Consider the following 24103-nt stretch of genomic DNA (forward strand, 5'->3'; position numbering starts at 1 on the left):
ATATTTGTAGTAAAATATATTTTTTGAAGTATTACAGCTTGTTGATTTATGTAATGTTAATTATATTTTCTCTGTTTGAATATATTGTGAATGTTTTATAAATCCTAATCCTACTAGATATATTTCTGATGAATCTTTTCTGCTTGCTTTTGGCTTAAAGTACTTTACATATTTAAAATGAGCTTTCATTGATTGGTAGAATTCTTTTTCATATTCTCCTTGTAAGATTTTAGTAATAAATACCCCATTTTCACGTGCAAATTTTATAGTAATGTCAAGAGATATTTCACATAAATTAATGATATTAGCATGATCAACTTGTTTATTTCCACAGGCCTTTGGTGCCATATCAGACAATATTACATCGAATTTTTTATCATGAAATTTAGTATTTAAGAGCTCTATATCATTAATAATATCACACTGAATGAATATCACATTAGAAATCCTATCCATGTCTTGGATGTCAACGGCAAATACTGAATTATTATTACTATGTAATACCTTCTGAACTGCAACCTGTGACCACCCACCAGGAGATGACCCGAGGTCTAATACGTATTGTCCTTTTTTAAATATAGAAAACTTATTGTCTATTTCTATCAACTTAAATGCAGATCTAGACCTGTAACCATGCTTTTTTGCTAGTGAAACATAAGGATCATTTAGTTGTCTATGCAACCACCGTGTAGAGGAAATCTTACGTCCTTTAGCAGTTTTTACAATAGTAGATATATAATTTACATTTATTATATTAAAGTAATATGATAAATTATTTTTGTTTAATGACAAGAATTATTTTATTGATATAATTTATATTTTTGATACGATTACGTGTGATCCTTTACGGAGCGTGGCGCAGCCTGGTAGCGTACTTGGTTTGGGACCAAGTGGTCGAGAGTTCAAATCTCTCCGCTCCGACCATTAGTATGTTATGCTTTAATCGTAAAACTTAAATCATTTTATACATTCTGAAGAGCTTCTAGTTTGTGCTTTGATTATATGGTAGCATTATATATATGCTGTAATGAAGTTACCTGCTTATAATGGCATAATCTTTAGGAAATTACATAATATCACTACTAGATCATAAACTATATTTAGATAAGATAAATTATACATATTATGGCATTATTCTCTTTGAGATCAATGAAAATTATGATCATACTGACTTTGTTGAGATGTAGTAGGACTAGGACTAGGAGAACGATCGTGATGATATTCAGGTTCTTGTTGTAGTGGATTATGATCTACATTATCTAGTCCATGACCTGCAGCATCAGCAACTTCTTGGTTAGCATGAGGATAGTCATCATGATCATATGGGTTATCATGATGTGTAGCGTGTATGCCGTCTCCATCATTTTCTCCACTGGCAGCTGTTGCAGCTTCACCCCCGCCACCTTCGCCAGAAGCACCTTCTGGTTGTGGTTCTGGTAGCAGTTTTGGTAATCCAAAGATATTTTTTCTCATTTCAGATCCAAATGCTACTGTAGTTGGTAATTGTGCTCCTAAGCATGTAACTGAAACAATTATATTCCCAGTGGTGCTATCGAGGAAACATGGTACATTTTTGTAAAACCAAGCAAGAAATACAAAAATAGAAAGTGCATTTTCTTCTTCTTCTCCATGGCCACTACTGGCATGTTGTTGATGTAGGTAAGACTGTAGTGCGGATACATTTATTCCACCGCCTTCATTTCCTTCCATAAATTAATTACTGTATAAAATATGATAATCTATATTATATTGTATAATTGTAAATATATTTTTAAATATGTATTGCTTGAATTTAATGAAACTAGGTGATTGTTATTTATTAATATGTAAAAAATGAAATTTTACTGTAGGATTAATATCTTATGTAATATATATAAGGTATTGGTGAGTTATTGTTCGTAACAATCAATAAATGAATATTTTGGATTAGTTGATAAAAATCAAAGACATTGTTTAATCTTGTAAATCTATAAGTTTTATTATTTCTTCTCTATATTTTATTAAAATTGTGTTTTGTTTTATAAGAAAGTGTTTTTTAAAAAAATATCCTAATACATTTAAGCTTGATTTGAACTCTGTTTTAGAGAATTTGTATGCACAGTTATTATACACGTCATGTAATAATCGTGGTAAGGGTAATAGATTTTTTTTATACGGTAATCCAACAATTTTCGATATTGCTTTTCCAGTTTTTGGAGAAATAAAAGTTAAATTCTCATTTGTATTATTTACAGTACATCGTGATAGATCTAATCCGAATCCTAGTTCTGATAGTAGAGTTAATTCTAATCTAAGATATTTTGTCTGCCAGTTAATATCCTTAATTTGTATTGAATTGATAAAAATATCTAAACAATTATAAATGGCATAATTTTCTTCATTCTCTGGTAATACTTGATCTAGTGTAAAAGTCAAAAAAGCTATACACATTGTTTTGAGATTATCCTGTATATAGTGGTATAAAGTGGATTTAATTAATTCATATTTAAAATAGCCTAGATTACTTATTAATCTTGAGCTCCATGTTACGTTGACGTAATCTCCTATTTGTAATCTGTGAGTTGTTTTTTTTAGGTACTTTGCTAATCCTTTTTTTAAGCCATGTTTTTGAGTGAATATGGAAATTATGATTTGATCATCACCATATTTTCTTATTGCAATTACTATTCCTTGGTCTTGCCACCTCACACTAAAACTCATTTTATAGTAGCTGATATACTATCATACAATGAAAATAAAATTGGAAAATATATATATGTTGCTTGTGTATTAGGCAGTAATTGTTTTACTTGATTGCTGCTAAATATTGTGTGTGTAATTAAGATTTAATGTTGATATTGAGCTGGTTTTATAAATTATATCTCAATTAGTATAAAAATATAAAATAATTTGTCTATTATTACTAATATTTGTAGTAAATCATTTTTTTATATTATTAATAAATTATTTGATAGGTATTTAATTATAAACATTATAAATTAATAAATATTGTATTGGCTTCTTTTCAATATTGATGGAAAACTGTATAATACAATGAAAATTATGAGAGATTACTATAAATGAACTTAATTAATACCATTAGAAATTGTATAATAGAAAAATTGCATATATTAAACGATAAGAAATTAATAGTAATAGATGATATTCTATTAAGTAAGTTAATAGTCGATTATCCTAATAATCATGATCATGGAGATTTATATACCAATGCAGCTTTAATTTTAGGTAATCATGTAAAAAAAAATCCACTAGATATAGCAGAAATTTTGCTGTGTGAATTTTCTAATATTAAGGAAATATCTAATATCAGTATTGTAAAGCCAGGTTTTATTAATTTTAATATTTCTTTTTGTATTTGGTATGAAATTATAGTTTCTATTAACATGTTAAAAGAGGATTTTGCTAATGTTAATATAGGAAACGGACAGAAAGTTAATGTAGAATTTGTTTCTGCTAATCCTACTGGCCCGATGCATGTTGGACATGCTCGTGGTGCTATATTTGGTGATGTATTAGCAAATTTATTGGAAAAGGTAGGATATCAAGTTGTTAGAGAATATTATATTAATGATGCTGGTACGCAAATAGATGTATTGGTTGAGTCTGTATATTTGAGATATAAAGAAGCTGCAGGTCAGGATATTGTGATAAGTAGTGGATTATATCCAGGATTGTATTTAAAAAAAATAGGACAGCTTCTATATGAAAAATATGGTACAGATTTATTAGAGATGAGCTCTAGTAATAAGATGGAGATTATACGTGATGTATCTCTCAAATACCTTATGAATCTTATAAAGGAAGACCTTGCATTATTGGGAATTAAGCATGATGTGTTTACCTCGGAGGCAGAGTTATTAAAAAATAATGTTATAGAAAAATGTGTGAGACTCTTAGAAGATAAACAATTGATATACTATGGGGTTTTGGATCACCCAAAAGGGATGGAGAATCAAAATTGGAAGCCTAGAACACAAATGTTGTTTAAGTCTACTGATTTTGGAGACGATGTAGATAGAGCTTTACAGAAAGTTGATGGTAGTTGGACTTATTTTGCAAGTGATATAGCATATCATTTTGATAAGATATCACGTGGTTTTCAGCATATGATTTTAGAATTAGGATCTGATCATATTGGTTATGTAAAAAGATTAAAAGCTGCAGTGAAGGCATTAAGTAATAATAATGCTACTATAGATATAAAGTTACATAATATTGTAAATTTCCTTGATGATGGTATGCAAGTCAAGATGTCGAAAAGATCTGGTGAGTTTCTAAGTATAAGAGATGTTGTGGAAGAGGTAGGTAGAGATGTAGTCAGATTTATAATGCTGACTCGTAAGAGTGATGTAGTTTTGGATTTTGATTTTGTTAAAGTTGTTGAACAATCTAAAGATAATCCAATATTTTATGTACAATATGCTCATGCCCGTGTTTATTCATTAATGCGCAATGTTCCAAACATTTTAGAAATAGAGGATACAGATTTTTCTGTATTATCTTCAAAAGAAGAAATGCTATTGATTAAGTTATTAGCAAAATGGCCGCACGTAGTTGAAATATCTGCAAAGACCGCAGAGCCACATAGGATAACTTTTTACTTAATAGAAGTTGCAGAAGCATTTCATGTGTTGTGGGGTTACGGAAATAAGAATGCAAACCGACGTTTTATTGTAGATAATGATATTAACCTTACATCTGCAAGAATATATTTAGCTAAATCTGTTGCGTACATTATTAGTAGTGGTTTAAAAATATTTTCTATACTTCCCTTGAAAGAAATGCACTGATTGTGATAGGGGTTATATATCTTTTTAAAGATATATTGATTACATAAAGGTTACTATTTATAATAGAGTGTATTTTATAAAAACCTCAATGTATTACAATTGTAGTAAAATGTATTATTGTATAAGGTTGTGTTAAAATATCTGATAATACAAGTTTGTAGCTAATTTGTGATCATAGGTTTAAATCTGTGATTTTTTTAAAAACACAGACACCTCCCTGTCTTTCATTGTATTTTTATAGTATTCTGTAATGTTTTGAATATCTGTAAGCTCTTTGCACGTAGCCAATGACATAGATAAAGTTTGTTGAATTATATATTGAGACCACATCTTAATAGATTCTTGTACTATATTATCTTTTGTATGTATGATGACGTCAATTTTATCAGAGATATTGAATTTATTATCTTTTCTAGAGTGTTGTATTAGTCTTACTATATCTCTTGCGATACCTTCCATTATTAAATCATCAGAAAGTTCATGATCTAGTAACACTATACCAAGTAATTTTTGATCTAAATTAATAGTGCATGCAAAGTCATTGTGAATTTTGATAGTTAAAGTATATTCGTTATTATTTATGATATAATGTTCTGCTTCTTTTGTACCAAGAAGTAATTGGTTATTTTCTAGTATTTCCCACTTATTATTTTTTAGTAAAGATATTAAGGATTTGACTTTATCGGGTATTCTTTTTCCAAGTTCTGGGAAATTTAACTTTAATTGAAACGATGCTACATCAGATATATCAGATTTGAATAATATGCTTTTTACATTTATTTCTTCTAATAAAATATTTTGGTATTCTATAGGCAAATTAAGTAAATCCGGGCAATTGTAACTGTATATAACAATTTTATTAAGAGGTTGTCTAACTCTAATGTTATGGATATTTCTGATAGATAACACATAATTACATATACTTATTGTTAGCTTCATGTATTGGGTATTTTGTTGATCTTTATCATTCAATATGAAATTGCTCATATTTGGCAGTGATGATAAATGTACAGACTCTTCCTTTTGGAAGTTTAGTTTTTGCCAGATTGCCTCAGTAATGATAGGTAGAAATGGGGCAGAAATTTTTATTATGTAATATATAACGGTATATAATGTATTATAAGCATCTATTTTATCTTGATTGATTTCTGATGACCAAAATCGGGTTCTACATCTTCTAATATACCAATTGTTTAATATTTCAAAAAACTGAGTGATGTTGCTACATGCTAATTTTATGTTATATCCAAAATTATTAGAAGATTTATCTAATTCTTCCATAGCATTAAATATGGACTGTATAGTACTGATACATTCACATATTATGTATCTATCCATAATGTTATTTACTCCATTGAGATCTATAATAATTTCTGCTTTTATTTTGTCTATATTTGCATAAATAGTAAAGAAATTATAACTATTCCATATTGGTTTTATCACATTACGGAGTACGTCTCTTACCATTACTCCGTCTTTGTCTAGTAATAGATCTCCACCGTAGGATACTGTATGTGATAACATTAGGAATCGCATGGCATCTGAGCCATATTGCTTAAATAGTTCCATTGGATCAGCATAATTATTAAGTCTTTTAGATAATTTTTGTCCTTGAGTATCTAATACTACGCCATGACATATGCAATTTGTAAATGGAGGCTTATCAAATAATGCTGTGGATAATATAAATAATGTGTAAAACCATCCTCTGGTTTGTGCTATATATTCAGTAATAAAGTCTGCTGGTAAATAGTTCTTGAAGAATTCTTTGTTTTCAAATGGATAATGCAGTTGTGCATAAGGCATTGATCCAGATTCAAACCAGCAATCAAATACGTCATTAACACGTCTCATCATTGATTTTCCAGTTGGATCATCTGGATTAGGGCGTACTAAATTATCGATATATGGACGGTGTAAATTGTTTATACATGATATATCAAAGTCTTCTTCTAGTGCTCTTACATTGTCAAATACTTTTTTTATTGACCCATATACATCGATTCTTGGGTAATTAGGATTGTCTGATTTCCAGACTGGCAAAGGAGTGCCCCAAAATCTATTACGGGATATTGCCCAATCTTTAGCGTTTTCAATCCATTTGCCAAATTGTCCGCTGCGTATGTGATAAGGAATCCAATTTATGGTTTTGTTAAGTTCTAGCATCCTGTTTTTTATTTTTGTAACTTCAACGTACCAAGATGACATTGCTCTATATATTAGTGGAGTATCTGTACGCCAACAGTGTGGGTAATTATGTAAATATTGATCTGTCTTAAAATAAAAATTTTTTTGTTTTAATATAGTAATAATTTGATCATTTGTATCAAATACATGCATGTTTGCAAAATCTGAAATCTTATCAGTAAACTTTGCTCCGTCATCTATAGGACAAATGATTGATAATAAATTAGACGTACCTCTATCAACATTTGGAATGCCTTGCTTTTGACACAAGATAAAGTCATCTTCTCCGAACCCTGGGGCAATATGTACTATTCCAGTGCCTTCTCCTTCTACTACAAAGTCTGCTGTTAGAATTTTAAATGCATTTTCAACGTCAATGAAATATTCAAATAGAGGTTTATAATGCAAATTTTCTAAATTAATATACGAAATATTTTTGCTATATAATTGGTATTCTACTTTATTTTTTTTGCAATGCTCTTGAAAGATTTTTAAATATCCTTCAGCAAAAATAAACATCTCTTGATTGACAATAGCTCCACAGTATTTAATATTTTCGCTTATAGCTAAAGCAAGGTTACAAGGTAAAGTCCATGGAGTAGTAGTCCAAACTAATATTTTATAGGTTTTAATATTTTCTATTATGAGAAATTTAGGATTTTCTAATAATTCGAATGCTACGGTCACAGTTTTACTTGTTTTTTGTCTGTATGCATTGTCCATCCTAGTTTCAAAGTTTGATAATGGTGTTTGACATGCCCAACTATATGGTACTATTTTTATGGATTCATATATTAATCCCTTGTTCCATAATTCATGGAATGACCACATTATTGATTCCATAAAAGGTAAATCCATGGTTTTGTAGTCATTTTCAAAATCTACCCATCGTGCTTGTCTGTCTACATATTGTTGCCATTCTTTTGAAAATTTCATTACAGAGTTCCGGCAATGGTTGTTAAATTTTTCTATACCAAATTTTTCAATTGCTAACTTTCCTGATATTCCTAATTCTTTTTCTGATAACATTTCAGCGGGTAATCCATGGCAATCCCACCCAAATCTTCTCTCAACTTTGAATCCTGCCATTGTTTTATAACGAGCTACAGTATCTTTAATAAATCCAGTGAGCAAATGCCCGTAATGAGGCAATCCATTTGCAAATGGTGGTCCATCATAAAATATAAATCTTTTGTTTTCGTCTCGATTATCTACAGATTTTTTGAAAATATTATTTTCTTTCCAAAATTTTAATATATCTTCTTCTATTGATGGGAAATTGGGTTCTCCTATTGATTGTGAGTAATATTCTGTCATAGTGTTTATTATTTAGTATAGATGTTTTACTATACACATATTTATTCAAGCTGCAATCACAGTTCTATTAAAATATGTAAAAATTATTGACTCTTGTTAATATTCATAGCATTGTTTTAAAAAATTAATTCATATTGAGGAGCTTATGACAGTGGAAATAGGAGATGATGCACCATATTTTAAGAATCTTGATACCTATAAAGGTAATAAGAATATAGTATTATACTTTTATCCAAAAGATGATACTCCTGGTTGTACGAGAGAGGCAAAAGATTTTCAAGAAGCAATGAATGATTTTGCTGATTTAAGTACCGTTATAATTGGTGTGTCTAAGGATAATGAGAAATCTCATGAGAATTTTAAGAAGAAGCATAGTCTGTTATTCGAACTGATATCTGATGAAAATTCTGAGTTATCAGAGCAATATGGTGTTTGGGTGGAAAAGAATATGTTTGGAAAATCTTATATGGGTATAGACCGTTCTACATTTCTAATAGATAAACATGGAAAAATAAGAAAAATTTGGCGGAATGTAAAAGTTGCTGGACATGTTGAGAACGTTCTTGAGATAATAAGGGAGATAATGTAAGTTACTGAATTAGTGATGCAAAAAGAAAGGAAGTTAAACATTAGATTATATGTAACTTGTACTCTTAGAAAATGTTCGATTATAACCTTGGATAATCTTGCTTCTCACTATATATGTCATGTAATGCGAGCTACAAGATTTGATAAGATAAAGCTATTTAATGGTCGGGATGGAGAATGGATAGGTGAAGTATTTGAATTGTCTAATAATACTAAAATTAGAGTAAATAAACTGGTTAGAGAGCAAATTATAACTAAAGATTTAACATTATGTTTTTCCATTGTAAAAAACACTGTGTTACAAAATGTAATTAGACAAGCTACAGAGATGGGAGTAACATTTATGCAGCCTATTTATACAAAACATATAGCAACGAGTAATATAAATTTAGATAAATGCAGAAAGTGGTCTATTGAAGCTGCTGAACAATGTGGAAGGCTTGATATTCCATATATTGCTTCTCCTATTAATTTTACTGATTTAAAAAATTTGAAGACTAGTGATAACAATTTTATAATTTGCGATGAAACAGGTAAAGGTGATTACCCATCAGAAATTCTAAAAAACAAAAATAATATTTATGTCATTATAGGGCCAGAAGGTGGTTTTTCAAATGATGAATTGAATTTTGCATATAGTTTTTGTGATGGTTTATCTTTAGGTACAACAATATTAAGAGTTGATACAGCAGTTGTTAGTGCGCTAGCTTATGTAAATGAATATTATGGTATGTTATAGTGTTATGATTATTAAAGGTATTAGCGATAGGAAAACCGAATTGCGTGAAAAATATAGGAAATTAAGAAAGGAAGTACAAGGTAAAAAAGAGGCGTCTTATTCTTTGTTACAAAATTATATTAATAATGTAATAATAGAAGAAACATCTATAATTTCTGGATATATCCCTATAGATGGTGAAATTGATGTATTACCATTAATGAATCATTTAATGCAGCAAAAGCATGTCGTGGCAGTTCCTGTAATAAATCAAAATAGTAAAATATTATTATTTCATCAATGGAATACAGTTAATTCTGTTATTCCAAATATCTTAATAGTACCTCTTATTGCATTTGATAAATGTTTGAATAGATTGGGTTTTGGAGGTGGATATTATGACAGTACCATTTCTAAGTTAAGACCGACTTGTAAAGTTATAGGAGTTGCGTACGATATACAGTTGTGTGATGTAATACCTATTGAAAGTCATGATGAAATTTTAGATATAGTGATTACAGAAAAGAAAATTTATAAGCACATGTAATATTATAGCTGCTTAAGACCTTGTTATTGAATATCAATTTATCTAAAAATTGTTATTAACATATTGAGCTTTGATTTATAATTTATACGTGTATTAGTATATGCAATTTTTGCGTTTTCTTTTAATATTTTGGTTTGTAAATTGTTTTTTTTTATGAGATATACAGTGTATTATAGTTAATAATGAAGCGAATATATGTGATAAAAACATCTCTTATGTTAAAAGGTTGAGTGGTTGTTATTCGAATGAAAAGTTTATATATGCATACTCCAGTTTTATTAAAAGAAATGTTAGACATATTAGATCCTCAAGATGGGAAAATATATGTTGATGCAACATTTGGAGCGGGAGGATATACTAGAGCGATTTTGGGATTTGCGGATTGTCAGGTCTATGCTATTGATCAAGATGAATATACTAATGTTTTCTATGAGAAATTAGTTCATGATTTTCCAGGCAGAATACATTTTTATGTTAATAAGTTCAGTAAAATAAAACAAATTTTACATAAAGCTCAATTGGAAAGAGTTGATGGGATAGTATTTGACATAGGGGTTTCTTCTATGCAATTAGAAAATGCTAATCGTGGTTTTTCTTTTTCTAAAGATGGACCTCTTGATATGAGGATGAGTACTTCTATGAGTAGTATTGATGCGTCAATGTTTGTGAATACAGCTTCTGAAGCAGAGATAGCTGATGTTATATACCAATATGGAGGTGAAAAATACTCTCGTAGAATAGCAAAAGCTATTGTTGAATCAAGGAAAAAGAAAGCAATAAAAACTACAGGTGAGCTTGCATTTATAGTTAGATCTGTAATATCACGTAGTAAAAACCATAGTATTGATCCTGCAACAAGGACGTTTCAGGCAATTAGGATATGGGTTAATAAAGAATTGGAAGAATTAGAACAGGGGATAACTGATTCTGCTGATTTATTGAATCCAGGTGGAAAAATAGTAGTAGTTTCTTTTCATTCTTTGGAGGATAGAATTGTAAAAGTAATATTTAAATCATTGTGTAATGGAAATAGTATAACTTCATCAAAGTTAAATATGAAATTTCAATTAATTAATAAGAAAGTACTACGACCAAGTTCTGAGGAAACATTAAAAAATCCTAGGTCTAGATCTGCAAAGTTGAGAGCTATATTAAAAATATAATGTACTTTTTAGATTAATCAAGTTGTAGATTTATAATATGCTTTTTGAGAGGTTTCTTAAGTTTATATTTCCAATATGACTATCAATATAACATCTTGTAGTTAAATATATAAAATTTTAGTTTCAGTTATGGGTTGATATAATTGATATATTAGTATTTTTTTGAATTTAGTAAAAAAGATATGTATCTAGGTGATGCTTTTATTATATGTATTATTAAATTTGTATTTTTTAATTACAAGAGCATCTTTCTGGATTTAGTGTTTTATAAAATTTTTAGTATCGAGGCACTAAACTTGCTTTTTTAATTAATACTAAACTAGTGAATTTTATTTTTTATTAGATTATATAATTTTGGTATAGCATATCAATTGTATAAAAAATGGTTTAAGTATAATATTTAATATATTGTTTTTTAGCTTTTTAAAGACAAATATATATCATATATTAAATGGATCATATATATATGGTTCAGCATTATCGTTATTTTTATTTATGTATTGAATTAAAGTAGCTAGAATAGTGTAGCGGTTGTCTTTTATCGATGATACAAATATTTCTTTTTGTGTGTGCTGTGATAATAATTGCTTTTTTTTCTTAATTTCTTTTTTATCTAATAAATCGCTTTTATTTAATACTATAAATTCTATTTTATCAGCCAGCTCTTTATTGTAAAGTATTAGTTCTTTTCTAATGCATTCATATGAATCGATAATGTTATTTGAGGTACAATCTATGATGTGTAATAATATAGAACATCTTTCAATGTGTTTTAAAAATTTGTCACCTATGCCGTATCCTAGATGTGCTCCAGGGATTAATCCCGGTATATCAGCTAACACTAATTCTCTATTGTCAATAAAAGCCACTCCTAAATGTGGTTCTAAGGTTGTAAACGGATAATCAGCAATTTTTGTTTTTGAATGAGTGCATGAAGCTAAAAAGCTTGACTTTCCTGCATTAGGTAATCCTATGATTCCTACATCTGAAATGATTTTTAACTTTAATATAATGTATTTTTCTTCTCCTGCTTCTCCAAGAGTAAAATGTCTAGGTGCTCTATTAGTAGATGTTTTATAGTTAGCATTCCCTGTTCCACCTTTACCACCATATGCTGCTATAAATTTTTGATTCTCTGAATTAAGGTCGGCGATTAATATTCCATCTTCATCATATAGTTGAGTTCCTATAGGAACTTTTATGATAATATCTTTTCCAGATGGTCCAGATTTCTTTTTACCAGAACCTGGATTTCCATTTTCTGCTTTTATATGTTGTTTATATCTAAAATATAGTAACGTGTTAATATGATTACTTGTGGCAAAGATGATATTTCCACCATTACCTCCATTTCCACCGTCAGGTCCGCCAAATTCAATAAATTTTTCACGACGAAAACTACTACAACCATTTCCGCCATTTCCTGCTTTTAAATATACTTTTGCTTCATCAATAAAGCTCATAATGCTCCATAGTAGATTGATGAAATGTCTAATAACTTTTCTATATATAATAATTCATTGTATTTTGCTAAACGTTCAGATCTAGATAGAGAACCAGTTTTAATTTGTCCGCAGTTTGTTGCAACAGCTATATGAGAAATTGTAGTATCTTCTGTTTCACCTGATCTATGAGATATTATTACATTATAATTATTTTTTTGAGCAAGTCTTATAGCATTGAAAGTTTCAGTTAGTGTACCAATTTGATTTGGTTTTATTAATACTGCATTTGCCATGTTATTATTAATTCCATTTTGAATTAATTTACAATTAGTTACGAATAGATCATCTCCTACTATTTGTATTTTATTACCTAATTCTTGTGTTATCAATTTCCATCCGTTTATATCTTCTTCTGCTATTGGGTCTTCAATTGATATAATAGGGTATTGTGAGGTTATGTTTTTATAATATTCTACTAATTCTTGAGTACTTAATTCGTAATCTGCAAATTTATATTTCTGATCTTTATAAAATGTAGAGGCAGCAACATCTAATCCTAATGAGAAATCTTCATACATTTTATATCCTGACTTTTCTACAGCATCTATAATGATTTCAAATACTTCAATATTTGTTTTTATGTTTGGAGCAAATCCTCCTTCATCTCCTACGTTAGTATTTAATTGTTTGAATTTAAGAATTTGTTTTAATTGAAAAAACACTTCAGCTGACATTCTTATTGCATCTTCAAATTTATCAGCTCCATTTGGGATAATCATAAACTCTTGAAAATCTAAATTATTATCTGCGTGCATTCCACCATTAATGACATTAATAAGTGGAGTGGGAAGAACTTTTGCTGTAATTCCTCCTAAGTATTGATATAAAGGAATATTTAATGTTAAAGCTGCAGCCTTTGCGATTGCTAATGATATTGCAAGTGTTGAATTTGCTCCAATTCTTGATTTATTATCTGTTCCATCTATTTCAATTAATGCGTTATCTATTTTTTCTTGATTTAACGTATTCATATTTATGATTTGTGGGGCAATTTCTGAATTAATTAAATTAACTGCTTTTGTTACTCCATATCCATTGTAAGAATTTTTATCATTATCTCGTAATTCTACGGCTTCAAATTTTCCTACTGAAGCTCCTGAAGGTACACAAGCTTTTGCTTTTATATTATTTGATAATATAATTTCTACTTCAATAGTAGGATATCCTCTGCTATCTAAAATTTGTCTAGCTAGTATTTTATTAATTGGTACATTAAACACAGCATTACCTTTTTGTTTTTTAATGATACATTGAAAAACTTCAAAAAAGATAGTAATAGCTTTTATATAAAATGTAAATTTATTCTCAATGTTGACTTGTGTTTAAAAGAGTAACAATGTTATTGACATATTGTATTATATTGAGCAGAATTACTAAAAATAATAATTGATTTAAACGTTAAGAGATATATTATGTATGCTATTGTTGAAACTGGTGGTAAGCAATATAAAGTACGAGAGCAAGATGTTATAAAAATAGAAAAATTAAATGCTTCTGTAGGGGAGGAGGTTACTCTGAGTAAGGTGATTGCGTTAACTGATGTAAATCACAATATGATTTTTGCACAGAATGTAACTGTCACAGCATCAGTTCTTGAGCAACGTAGAAATGATAAAATAATAGTGTTTAAGAAAAAACGTCGTAAGAATTATAGAAGGAAAAATGGTCATAGGCAGTACATGACTGTTTTACGTGTTACTAAAATTAATAATATGGAGTAGAAGTATGGCTACGAAAAAATCTGGTGGTAGCTCCGGTAACGGTCGGGACTCGAGAGGTAGAAGATTAGGGGTAAAAAAGTTTGGGAGTGAAAAAGTAATTCCTGGTAATATTATCATACGTCAAAGAGGAACAAAATATCATCCTGGTAAGAATGTTGGAATGGGAAAAGATCATACTATTTTTTCTAAGGTTTCAGGTTTTGTATATTTTAGGAGAGGAGTACTTAACAAGATGTTTGTTGATGTACTAGAAGCTAATTCTGCTTCTTAATATAGCTTTTTTGGGGTTTGTAGCTCAGGTGGTTAGAGCGCACGCCTGATAAGCGTGAGGTCGGAAGTTCAACTCTTCCCAGGCCCACCAATTATAGCCATGTTTTTCCAATGAATATGTTTGTGTTTTTAGGGATTATGTAATGTTTTAGTATGACCATGTTTTGTGCCGATTGTTGTCAGCTTATTAATAATTTCTAATATTGTAAAAGCTTTATGTTAAAAGATAGTGATAGAGTATTTACTAATCTTAATGGTCAGTATTCTCCGTTTTTAAGGTCTGCAAAAAGTAGAGGTATTTGGAGTAATATCTTAGAAATATTGAATCTGGGTCCTGAATATATTATTCAAGAGGTAAAGAAATCAGGATTACGTGGTAGAGGTGGGGCAGGATTTTCTACAGGTTTAAAGTGGGGCTTTATGCCAAAAACTAGAAAGGAAGGCCAAGCAGCATATTTAATAGTTAATGCGGATGAATCAGAACCTGGTACATGTAAAGATCGTGATATATTAAGGTATGATCCACATAGGCTTATTGAAGGAATATTGATAGCTGGATTTGCAATGAATGTGACTGCAGCTTATGTTTATATTCGTGGTGAATTTTACAATGAATATTTAGTATTGTCTAAGGCTTTAGATGAAGCATATAAAGCTAATTTAATAGGAAAAAATGCGTGTAATTCTGGATATGATTTAGATATCTTTATTCATAGAGGAGCTGGAGCATATATTTGTGGTGAGGAAACTGCTCAGCTTGAATCATTAGAGGGAAGAAAAGGTATGCCAAGGTTGAAGCCTCCTTTTCCAGCTGCAATAGGGTTATATGGCTGTCCTACTACTATTAATAACGTTGAAACTATTGCAACTGTTAGTGAGATCATGAGAAGAGGTAGTGATTGGTTTGCATCTCTTGGGAGAGAAAATAATACTGGTACTAAGATTTTTTGTATATCAGGACATGTTAATAATCCGTGTAATGTAGAAGAGGAATTAGGGATTCCCATGAAGGAACTTATAGAAAGATATGCTGGAGGTGTTCGTGGAGGATGGGATAACTTATTAGCAGTAATACCTGGTGGTTCATCAGTACCAATGCTTCCAAAATCTATTTGTGATACTGTAACTATGGATTTTGATTCTTTGAGGGCTGTACAATCAGGGTTAGGTACCGCGGGTTTAATAGTGATGGATAAATCAACAGATCTAGTAGCGGCTATAGAAAGATTATCGCATTTTTATATGCATGAATCTTGTGGACAATGTACACCATGTCGAGAAGGTACTGGTTGGATGTGGAGAATCATGAGAAAAATACTAAGGGGTGATGCTACGCCTGAAAGCATTGATTTATTATTAAATATTACACATCAGATAGAAGGGCATACTATATGTGCTCTTGGTGATGCTGCAGCTTGGCCTATACAAGGGTTGATTAGACATTTTAGGGATGTAGTTGAAGATCGGATAAAAAGTTAATAATAAAGCTAAATTAATTTAGTGTTTTATAATTGTGGTTTTGATTTTTACTTAAAAAAATTTATCTGTTTAATGTTATATATATTCAACTGTTTTATCTAATTTTTATATTAATGATATTATTAATAAATATTTCTTACTAGATGGATATTATTAATTTTTATATTGTGTACTTTTTAATTTCATATTAATATATTAATATATTAATATATTAATGAGGTGATATGCAGTTAACATTGTTGTCTTATAGTAATTCACGCTTGGCTTTGTTACCTGACAAAGTGGTTCGTTATGATAAATCGTTAGGTTTGTGTTATACAGGGAATCCTGATGTGGATAGTCTTATTGATCCTAACGTTGATTATGATTTTGCTAAGACTCTATGGCGGGCAAAATTTAATGAATATTGTGTTGTAACTAATACTAAAATAGAAGAGGATGTGATATTTCTTTATGGTAATAATTTATCAGGCAGGCCTGTATATATAATTTTCTTGCATCCAGTTGCTCATATACGTAGGCTGTGTCAGCAAGGTTTAATATTAGGTCACAGTAATTTAATATCACGTGGAGAGGTTGATGAGTCAATGTTAACTTTATCACCGGAAGAGAAAACTAAGGTCTTGTTTGCTACTTATGTTGCTGGTGTGATTGATATATTTAGCAGAAAATCAGCAAACTATTTGACTCGGTTTGATTTTTTTAATAGTCAAGGTGAGTTATTTCATACAGACTATAAAACTGCAGTCTTGAGAGATGCAATTATGGATCAAGCAAGTGGTATTCAAATATTTTCTATGAAATTGCAGTAAATTTATGCTGTAAAGTTAAAGATTTATAAAAAGTTTTAACTCTATTTATGAAAGTAAGTTTTGTAAATAAATAGTTTTAATTTTTATCTAAAAAATTTATTTATTTAGTATTGTATATATTCAATATTTCTTACTAGATAGATATTATTAACTTTTATATTAATATATTAAATACAATGAAAATATAATAATGAGGTTATATGCAGTTAAGATTATTGTCTTATGGGAATTTATACTTGGCTTTGTTACCTGACAAAGTGGTTCGTTATGATAAATCGTTAGGTTTGTGTTATACAGGGAATCCTGATGTGGATAGTCTTATTAATCCTGACGTTGAATCTGAGTTTGCTAAGACTCTATGGCGGGCAAAATTTAGTGAATATTGTATGGTAACTAACACTAAAATAAACCAGAATGTGATCTTTCTTTATGGTAATAGTTTATCAGGCAAGCCTGTATATCTAGTTTTCGTGCATCCAGTTGCTCATATACGTAATCTGTGTCAGCGAGGTGTAATATTAGGTGAGATTAATTTAATATCACATGGAGAGGTTGATGAATCAATGTTAACTTTATCACTGGAAGAGAAAACTAAGGCCTTGTTTCCTACTATTACTGATGTGCTTGATGTATCTTGCAGAAACTCAACAAGCTATATGAATCGGTTTGATTTTTTTAATAGTCAAGGTGAGTTATTTCATGAAGAATATAAAACTTCAGTCTTGAGAAATGCAATTGTGTGTCAAGCAAGTGGTACTCAAGTATTTTCTATGAAATTGCAGTAAATTTATGCTGTAAAGTTAAAGATTTATAAAAAGTTTTAACTCTATTTATGAAAGTAAGTTTTGTAAATAAATAGTTTTGATTTTTATCTAAAAAATTTATTTGTTTAATATTGTATATATTCAACTGTTTTATCTAATTTTTATATTAATGATATTATTAATAAATATTTCTTACTAGATGGATATTATTAATTTTTATATTGTATATTTTTAATTTCATATTAATATAATGAAAATATAATAATGAGGTTATATGCAGTTAACATTGTTGTCTTATGGGAATTCACGCTTGGCTTTGTTACCTGACAAAGTGGTTCGTTATGATAAATCGTTAGGTTTGTATTATACAGTGAATCCTGATGTCGATAGTCTTATTAATCCTGACGTTGAATCTGAGTTTGCTAAGACTCTATGGCGGGCAAAATTTAATGAATATTGTATTGTAAGTAATACTAAAATAGAAGAGGATGTGGTGTTTCTTTATGGTAATAATTTATCAGGTAGGCCTGTATATATAATTTGCTTGTATCCAGTTGCTCATATACGTAGGCTGTGTCAGCAAGGTTTAATATTAAATGACATTAATTTAGTATCATGTGGAGAGTTTGATGAGTCAATGTTAACTTTATCACCGGAAGAGAAAACTAAGGACTTGTTTGCTAATATTACTGGTATGCTTGATGTATCTCGCAGAAACTCAACAAGCTATTTGAATCGGTTTGATTTTTTTAATAGTCAAGGTGAGTTATTTCATGAAGAATATAAAACTGCAGTCTTGAGAAATGCAATTGTGTGTCAAGCAAGTGGTACTCAAGTATTTTCTATGAAATTGCAGTAAATTTATGCTGTAAAGTTAAAGATTTATAAAAAGTTGTAATTCTATTTATAAAAGTAAGTTTTGTAAGTAAATAGTTTTGATTTTTATCTAAAAAATTTATTTATTTAATGTTGTATATATTCAACTGTTTTATCTAATTTTTATATTAATGATATTATTAATAAATATTTCTTACTAGATGGATATTATTAATTTTTATATTGTGTATTTTTTTTAATTTCATATTAATATATTAATACAATGAAAACATAATAATGAGGTTATATGCAGTTAACATTGTTGTCTTATGGGAATTCATACGTGGCTTTGTTACATGACAAAGTGGTTCGTTATGATAAATCGTTAGGTTTGTGTTATACAGGGAATCCTGATGTGGATAGTCTTATTAATCCTGACGTTGAATCTAATTTTGCTAAGACTCTATGGCGGGCAAAATTTAGTGAATATTGTATTGTAACTAATGCTAAACTAGGAGAAAATATAGTATTTTTATATGGTAATAATCTATCAGGCAAGCCTGTATATCTAGTTTTCGTGCATCCAGTTGGTCTTATGCCTAGTCTGTTTCAGCAAGGTTTAGTATTAAATAGCAGTAATTTGATATTAGCTGGAATGGGTGATCAGTCAATGTTAGCTTTATCACTGGAAGAGAAAACTAAGCTCTTGTTTGCTAATGTTAATAGTTATCTTAATGTCGTTACCAAAAACCCAGCAAGTTGTCTGAATCAGTTTAGTTATTTTAATAGTAACGGTGAGTTATTTCATACAGACTATAAAACTACAGTCGTGAATAATGTAGTTGTAGATCAAGCAAGTAATACTCGATTATTTTGTATGAAATTTTAGTAAATTTATGCTGTAAAGTTAAAGATTTATAAAAATTTATGAAAGCAAGTTTTGTAAATAAATAGTTTTGATTTTTATCTAAAAAATTTATTTATTTAATATTGTATATATTCAATTGTTCTATCTAATTTTTATATTAATATGGTCCTATTGATAAGTATTTTTTTACTAAATGGGTGCTATAATTTATATTGTGTGTTTTTAGATTTTTTGCTGGTGTTTAATACAGTGAAATGTAACAATGGTGTTATATGGACTTAATATTATTATCTTATGGGGTTTCAGCGGCGCTTCTGTTACCTTCCAGAAGGTGTAATTATGATAAATCGTTAAATTTTTGTTATACAGGGGATCCTAGTGTGGATGCACTTATTAATCCTAACATGGATACCAATTTTGCTCCTATGCTATACCGGTCAAAATTTACTGATTATTGTATTGTAAATAATCCTAAAGTAGCAGAAAATATAGTATTTCTCTATGGTCATAATCCATCAGGAAATTCTGTATATCTAATTTTCTTGCATCCAGTTGGTTCTATGCCTACTATGTTTCAGCAAGGTTCATTATTAGATGACACTAATTTTATATCAGCTGGAATAGTTGATCATTCAATGTCAAATTCATCACCGGAAGAGAAAACTAAGTACTTGTTTACTCAGGTTAAGAATCTGATTAATATAAGTGCCACAAACCCAGTAAGCTCTATAAATCAGTTTACTTATTTTAATAGTAAAGGTTGTGTATTTTGTACGGAATATGCAACTACATCCTTGAGGACTGTAGATGTGGATTCAGTAAGTGGTAATCAAGTATTTCGTATGAAATTTTATTAAATTTATGCTGTAGAGTCATTATGTAAAGATGTATGTAATAAGTTAGAAAAAGTCATAGCTATATTTATGAAAATAAATTTTATCAATAAGTAATTTTGATTTTGGCTTAAAAAACTTACCTGTTTAATGTTGTACATATGCAATTGCTTTATTCAATTTGTATATTAATGTGATTTGTTGGTAAATATTTTTAGTAGATTAGCTTTAATATTATACTGTGTGTTTTTGAGATTTGCTGGTTGTCGTATAGTTATAATGGTTAGTTGGTTGTAGTTATATGCGCTTAATATTATTATCTAGTGTAAGAGCGGAACTTATTTTGTTGCCTGAAAAAATCGTTTGCTATAACAAGATGTCAGGTTACTGTTATACAGAAAATCATGATTTGAATATGCAAATAGCAGTGCCTGTCACAGGTAGTCTGTTTTATGAGCGTCTATACCGGACAAATTTTTCTGAGTATCATGTTGTATATAATGAAAACTTAAACTTATCTTTGGTGTTTTTATATGGTAAGAATCCAGCAGGCGAACTTGTACATCTAGTTTTTATGTGTCCATCTAATCTGACATTTACTCTGCTTAAAGAAGGTATGACGTTAAATCAGAACGTTTTTTTAGGATGTGGATTAAATTTTATGCCAGATCTATCACTGACAGAGAAAACTGTACTCTTGTTTGATCAGGTTAAGGGTAGAGTCAATATAACATCTGATGCTCCACATGTCCGTATATATCGTTTTACTTATATTGATGATACTGGTGTTTCTTTTCATCAATCATATCAAAGTACAGTTTTGGAGCTTGTACAAGTGGATGAAGTAAGTCAGAATGTAGAATTTACTATGGGATTACAGTAAGTTTGTGCTGTGGAGTCATTTTTATCAATAGGTGGTTTTTGATTCTAATCTAAGAAATTTATCTGTTTAATGTTGTATATATGCAATTATTTTATCTAATTTATATGTCAATATAATCTTATTGGTAAATATTTTTTACTGGATGAGTTGTAATATTATATTGTGTGTTTTTGGATAATTTTGCTAATTGTCATATAATAAAATGTAATGGTTGTTAATTGGTATGTACTTAGTATTATTACTGTTTACAAATGGTACACCTTTTATTAACTAAATTTCAGTAAAGTATGATAAAAGCTTAGGGATGTATACAGCAGATGCTAATGTGAATGGAATTAGGAAATTCTCAAGAAGATCATTTTTATCACTTATTGTATCGGTAAGAAGTACAGATTTTACTGTCGTAATCAATCGTCTTGTAGCCATAGTATTTTTTTGGTAAAAATTAGTCAGGTAACAAAACTTAAAACGTTGATATTAATATCATATTCTTAATATATTAAGTATTACAGAACAATTTCTTAGTTTAAGATAAGATTAATAGTACATAAGTCAAGCCTTCTCTTTTTCCAAAGTGCTTACTCTTGTTTTTTTTTTAATCCCTCATTTATAACATAATTATTAATACAACGTGTTATAACTAATCTAAACGCAAGATGAGTTATTCGTCATTTTGTCTAATATTATTTGTAGGGCATTTCATGTATAATGGAATTTTTTAGTGTAAAAGAAATAGTTCTTTTTCAATGAATTTGCAAAATAAAGTTGAGTAATATTAGAATTGATTTAGTAATAAATCATACTAAATATGTTATAAAAATTAATATAATACTTTGTACATTTTATTAAAAATAATTACCATCATATGATAATAATCAATATTTTTTTATTAAAAAAATTAAAATTATATGCGGCTAATATTGTTATTTTTCGATGGATATCCTGCTTTAATTTCTGAGAGGAAGTGTCGTTATGATAAGTTCCGTGGAGCTTACTATGTAGTAAATACTGATTTTGATGGTAGAATTGGTCTACCTTCTTCTGAAAATGCTATATTTATGTCCATGCATCAAACAATGTTTTAAAAATGTTGTATTGTAAGTAGTGTAAGATTTAAAATCAGAATATTACTTTTTATTTGGTGAGAATAAAGAGGGACGAAAATTTTATCTAACTATTAGAGTTAAATTTAATTTTTTGCGTGACTTGAAAGCAAATGGATTAGTATTTACTAAGAAAGATATCTTGATGTGTGGAAAAATTCATCTAGGCAATAGTACTAACTTAGAAGAGTATACGATTGCATTATTTAACAAGAGTAAGTCCTGTCTGAGATTTTATTATACAAGAAATCTACCTCGTACATATATGTTGAGTTTTTTTAATGATAGCGGGGATTATTTCATACTCAATATTACAACATATGTTTAAGTGAGTTTGTAATATTAATGAAGAAGCTAAAATCATCTAAAATTAATGTTATAAACTTCTAAAGCTTACTAATATTAATGTCTTTTATTGTAGTAATTTTTAGCTGTAATTAAATTAGTTAAAGATAATATTTAAAATAAAATTTTACTTGTAATATGTTCAATGTATAAGTATGTATATAACTTAGAAAATATATCAAATCCTGTTGCATGAGGTTTTTATTAAAATTTAGTGATTTATAAGCATATAAGATATTGCTTATGTAAGTAGGTTTTTGCTTAATTAAATTTACTGTTTTTAAAAATCATGTTATTTATATTATAAATTTTATAGTATACTTGGTCATTTAGTAATACTTATTGACTTATATGTTTCAGCTGTAATAATAATTTACTTGAGTATTATATATAGTTATACTCTTTTATTGAATTTGTTAATTATTAACAGATATAAATATAATGATTTATTTTTTGTTTCATTTTTTTGCAGCGTTGATAATATTGTCAGCTATAGCTGTAGTTTGTGTATCAAATCCTGTTTATTCTGTGCTATGTTTAATTTTAACGTTTTTCATATCTAGTACATTATTTATTTTGTTGGGTGCAGAGTTGATAGCAATGCTAGTTATAATAGTATATGTAGGAGCTGTAGCTGTACTGTTTTTATTTGTAGTTATGATGTTAGATATAAACTATTCGAGGTTTAAAAGTGGATTTACAAAATATCTTGCTATAGGATTATTATGTGGGATGATATTATTTATTAATATAGTATTTATTATTAAACAATCTGCAACAACTGAGTTGGTAATGGGATCTGTTCCTTATGTAAGTAATGTTGTTGCTATTGGTAATTTAATATATACAAAGTATATGTATATATTTCATTTATCTGGGATATTACTTTTAATATCAATAATCGGATCTTTAGTATTAACTTTACGCACTAAGAGCAACAATGTACGTAGACAAAATATAGATGTTCAAGTTAATAGATCATCTACTATAAAATATGTAAATGTTAAAGTACGAGAAGGAGTGGATTATGAAAATTCTAACTGATGCTGGTATTACTTTAAATCATTTCCTTATTTTAAGTGCAATTTTATTTACTATTGGTGTGTCTGGAATTTTTATTAATCGCAAAAACATCATTACTATTCTTTTATCAATAGAACTGATGTTATTGGCAATTAATATCAATTTTACTGCTTTCTCGGTGTATCTTGATAATATTTTAGGACAAGTCTTTGTCATGTTTATATTAACAGTGGCTGCTGCAGAGTCTGCAGTGGGTTTAGCTATTATTGTAGTATATTTTAGAAATTGTGGAAATATTGATATTGAAACAGCTAATAAAATGAAAGAATAAAGAAGTTTTTCTATAGTATTTATTGACTAATTATAATTAG

Annotated in this window: 24 protein-coding genes and 2 tRNA genes; 20 read left to right on the forward strand and 6 right to left on the reverse strand. The window is 28.8% G+C overall.

Going from position 1 to position 24103, the window contains the following annotated elements; all coding sequences use genetic code 11:
- Positions 1-60 precede the first annotated feature (60 nt).
- Positions 61-699, reverse strand: a complete 639-nt coding sequence (locus EHF_RS02115) for an RlmE family RNA methyltransferase (RefSeq protein WP_084475749.1) — start codon at positions 697-699, stop codon at positions 61-63.
- Between the two features lie 148 nt (positions 700-847).
- Here EHF_RS02115 and EHF_RS02120 point away from each other — a divergent pair.
- Positions 848-924 (forward strand) — tRNA-Pro (locus tag EHF_RS02120).
- A gap of 222 nt (positions 925-1146) precedes the next feature.
- On the opposite strand, the gene EHF_RS02125 is transcribed toward EHF_RS02120, so the two are convergent.
- Complete coding sequence (locus EHF_RS02125) at positions 1147-1710, reverse strand: hypothetical protein (RefSeq protein ID WP_044194659.1); 564 nt, start codon at positions 1708-1710, stop codon at positions 1147-1149.
- A gap of 243 nt (positions 1711-1953) precedes the next feature.
- The gene (gene recO, locus EHF_RS02130) at positions 1954-2688 is read right to left on the reverse strand and encodes a DNA repair protein RecO (protein WP_044195858.1); all 735 of its coding nucleotides are present in this window, start codon (positions 2686-2688) and stop codon (positions 1954-1956) included.
- Positions 2689-3059: 371 nt separating this feature from the next.
- On the opposite strand from recO, the gene argS reads away from it, so the two are divergent.
- Entirely contained in the window at positions 3060-4790 is a 1731-nt protein-coding gene (gene argS / locus EHF_RS02135; RefSeq protein WP_044194660.1) for an arginine--tRNA ligase, read from the forward strand.
- 180 nt (positions 4791-4970) lie between these two features.
- On the opposite strand, the gene ileS is transcribed toward argS, so the two are convergent.
- The gene (ileS, locus tag EHF_RS02140; protein ID WP_044194663.1) at positions 4971-8294 is read right to left on the reverse strand and encodes an isoleucine--tRNA ligase; all 3324 of its coding nucleotides are present in this window, start codon (positions 8292-8294) and stop codon (positions 4971-4973) included.
- A gap of 145 nt (positions 8295-8439) precedes the next feature.
- On the opposite strand from ileS, the gene EHF_RS02145 reads away from it, so the two are divergent.
- From EHF_RS02145 to rsmH, 4 genes are all read left to right on the forward strand, one after another.
- A complete protein-coding gene (locus tag EHF_RS02145; RefSeq protein ID WP_044194665.1) occupies positions 8440-8883 on the forward strand; it encodes a peroxiredoxin in 444 nt (147 codons plus the stop codon).
- Positions 8884-8898: 15 nt separating this feature from the next.
- Positions 8899-9621 (forward strand): 16S rRNA (uracil(1498)-N(3))-methyltransferase, encoded by a 723-nt coding sequence (locus EHF_RS02150; protein ID WP_044194670.1) that lies wholly within the window; start codon positions 8899-8901, stop codon positions 9619-9621.
- A 4-nt stretch (positions 9622-9625) separates the two neighbouring features.
- The gene (locus tag EHF_RS02155) at positions 9626-10147 is read left to right on the forward strand and encodes a 5-formyltetrahydrofolate cyclo-ligase (protein ID WP_232228974.1); all 522 of its coding nucleotides are present in this window, start codon (positions 9626-9628) and stop codon (positions 10145-10147) included.
- Between the two features lie 260 nt (positions 10148-10407).
- Positions 10408-11310 (forward strand): 16S rRNA (cytosine(1402)-N(4))-methyltransferase RsmH, encoded by a 903-nt coding sequence (gene rsmH, locus EHF_RS02160; RefSeq protein ID WP_044194673.1) that lies wholly within the window; start codon positions 10408-10410, stop codon positions 11308-11310.
- A gap of 440 nt (positions 11311-11750) precedes the next feature.
- Here the strand turns inward: rsmH and cgtA are convergent, their stop codons facing one another.
- Positions 11751-12773 carry an Obg family GTPase CgtA gene (cgtA, locus tag EHF_RS02165; protein ID WP_044194675.1) on the reverse strand — a complete coding sequence of 341 codons (1023 nt, stop codon included), beginning with the start codon at positions 12771-12773 and terminating at the stop codon, positions 11751-11753.
- Complete coding sequence (gene eno / locus EHF_RS02170; RefSeq protein WP_044194678.1) at positions 12770-14035, reverse strand: phosphopyruvate hydratase; 1266 nt, start codon at positions 14033-14035, stop codon at positions 12770-12772. Before eno ends, cgtA begins: the two co-directional genes overlap by 4 nt.
- Before the next feature lie 192 nt (positions 14036-14227).
- On the opposite strand from eno, the gene rplU reads away from it, so the two are divergent.
- From rplU to nuoK, 14 genes are all read left to right on the forward strand, one after another.
- Positions 14228-14536 carry a 50S ribosomal protein L21 gene (gene rplU, locus EHF_RS02175; RefSeq protein ID WP_044194681.1) on the forward strand — a complete coding sequence of 103 codons (309 nt, stop codon included), beginning with the start codon at positions 14228-14230 and terminating at the stop codon, positions 14534-14536.
- A gap of 4 nt (positions 14537-14540) precedes the next feature.
- Positions 14541-14807: a 50S ribosomal protein L27 gene (gene rpmA, locus EHF_RS02180; RefSeq protein ID WP_044194684.1), complete on the forward strand. Its 267-nt coding sequence runs from the start codon at positions 14541-14543 to the stop codon at positions 14805-14807.
- A gap of 13 nt (positions 14808-14820) precedes the next feature.
- Positions 14821-14897 (forward strand) — tRNA-Ile (locus EHF_RS02185).
- 125 nt (positions 14898-15022) lie between these two features.
- Positions 15023-16285, forward strand: coding sequence for an NADH-quinone oxidoreductase subunit NuoF (gene nuoF / locus EHF_RS02190; RefSeq protein WP_044194687.1), 1263 nt, complete (start codon positions 15023-15025; stop codon positions 16283-16285).
- Positions 16286-16509: 224 nt separating this feature from the next.
- Positions 16510-17097, forward strand: coding sequence for a hypothetical protein (locus EHF_RS02195; protein ID WP_044194690.1), 588 nt, complete (start codon positions 16510-16512; stop codon positions 17095-17097).
- 200 nt (positions 17098-17297) lie between these two features.
- Positions 17298-17882 (forward strand): hypothetical protein, encoded by a 585-nt coding sequence (locus EHF_RS02200; RefSeq protein ID WP_044194693.1) that lies wholly within the window; start codon positions 17298-17300, stop codon positions 17880-17882.
- A 253-nt stretch (positions 17883-18135) separates the two neighbouring features.
- The gene (locus EHF_RS02205) at positions 18136-18720 is read left to right on the forward strand and encodes a hypothetical protein (protein ID WP_044194696.1); all 585 of its coding nucleotides are present in this window, start codon (positions 18136-18138) and stop codon (positions 18718-18720) included.
- Between the two features lie 264 nt (positions 18721-18984).
- The gene (locus tag EHF_RS02210) at positions 18985-19566 is read left to right on the forward strand and encodes a hypothetical protein (RefSeq protein ID WP_044194699.1); all 582 of its coding nucleotides are present in this window, start codon (positions 18985-18987) and stop codon (positions 19564-19566) included.
- A gap of 251 nt (positions 19567-19817) precedes the next feature.
- Positions 19818-20402, forward strand: a complete 585-nt coding sequence (locus tag EHF_RS02215) for a hypothetical protein (RefSeq protein ID WP_044194702.1) — start codon at positions 19818-19820, stop codon at positions 20400-20402.
- Between the two features lie 277 nt (positions 20403-20679).
- Complete coding sequence (locus EHF_RS02220) at positions 20680-21261, forward strand: hypothetical protein (RefSeq protein ID WP_044194706.1); 582 nt, start codon at positions 20680-20682, stop codon at positions 21259-21261.
- A 304-nt stretch (positions 21262-21565) separates the two neighbouring features.
- The gene (locus tag EHF_RS04730; RefSeq protein WP_156928261.1) at positions 21566-21703 is read left to right on the forward strand and encodes a hypothetical protein; all 138 of its coding nucleotides are present in this window, start codon (positions 21566-21568) and stop codon (positions 21701-21703) included.
- Positions 21704-22169: 466 nt separating this feature from the next.
- A complete protein-coding gene (locus EHF_RS04735; protein WP_156928262.1) occupies positions 22170-22346 on the forward strand; it encodes a hypothetical protein in 177 nt (58 codons plus the stop codon).
- Between the two features lie 804 nt (positions 22347-23150).
- On the forward strand, positions 23151-23753 hold the full coding sequence (locus EHF_RS02225; protein ID WP_044194709.1) for an NADH-quinone oxidoreductase subunit J: 603 nt from the start codon (positions 23151-23153) through the stop codon (positions 23751-23753).
- Positions 23737-24063 carry an NADH-quinone oxidoreductase subunit NuoK gene (nuoK, locus tag EHF_RS02230; RefSeq protein WP_044194712.1) on the forward strand — a complete coding sequence of 109 codons (327 nt, stop codon included), beginning with the start codon at positions 23737-23739 and terminating at the stop codon, positions 24061-24063. Before EHF_RS02225 ends, nuoK begins: the two co-directional genes overlap by 17 nt.
- The last annotated feature ends 40 nt before the right edge of the window (positions 24064-24103 follow it).

This window comes from Ehrlichia japonica, assembly GCF_000632845.1.
In the GTDB taxonomy this organism is placed as follows: domain Bacteria; phylum Pseudomonadota; class Alphaproteobacteria; order Rickettsiales; family Anaplasmataceae; genus Ehrlichia; species Ehrlichia japonica.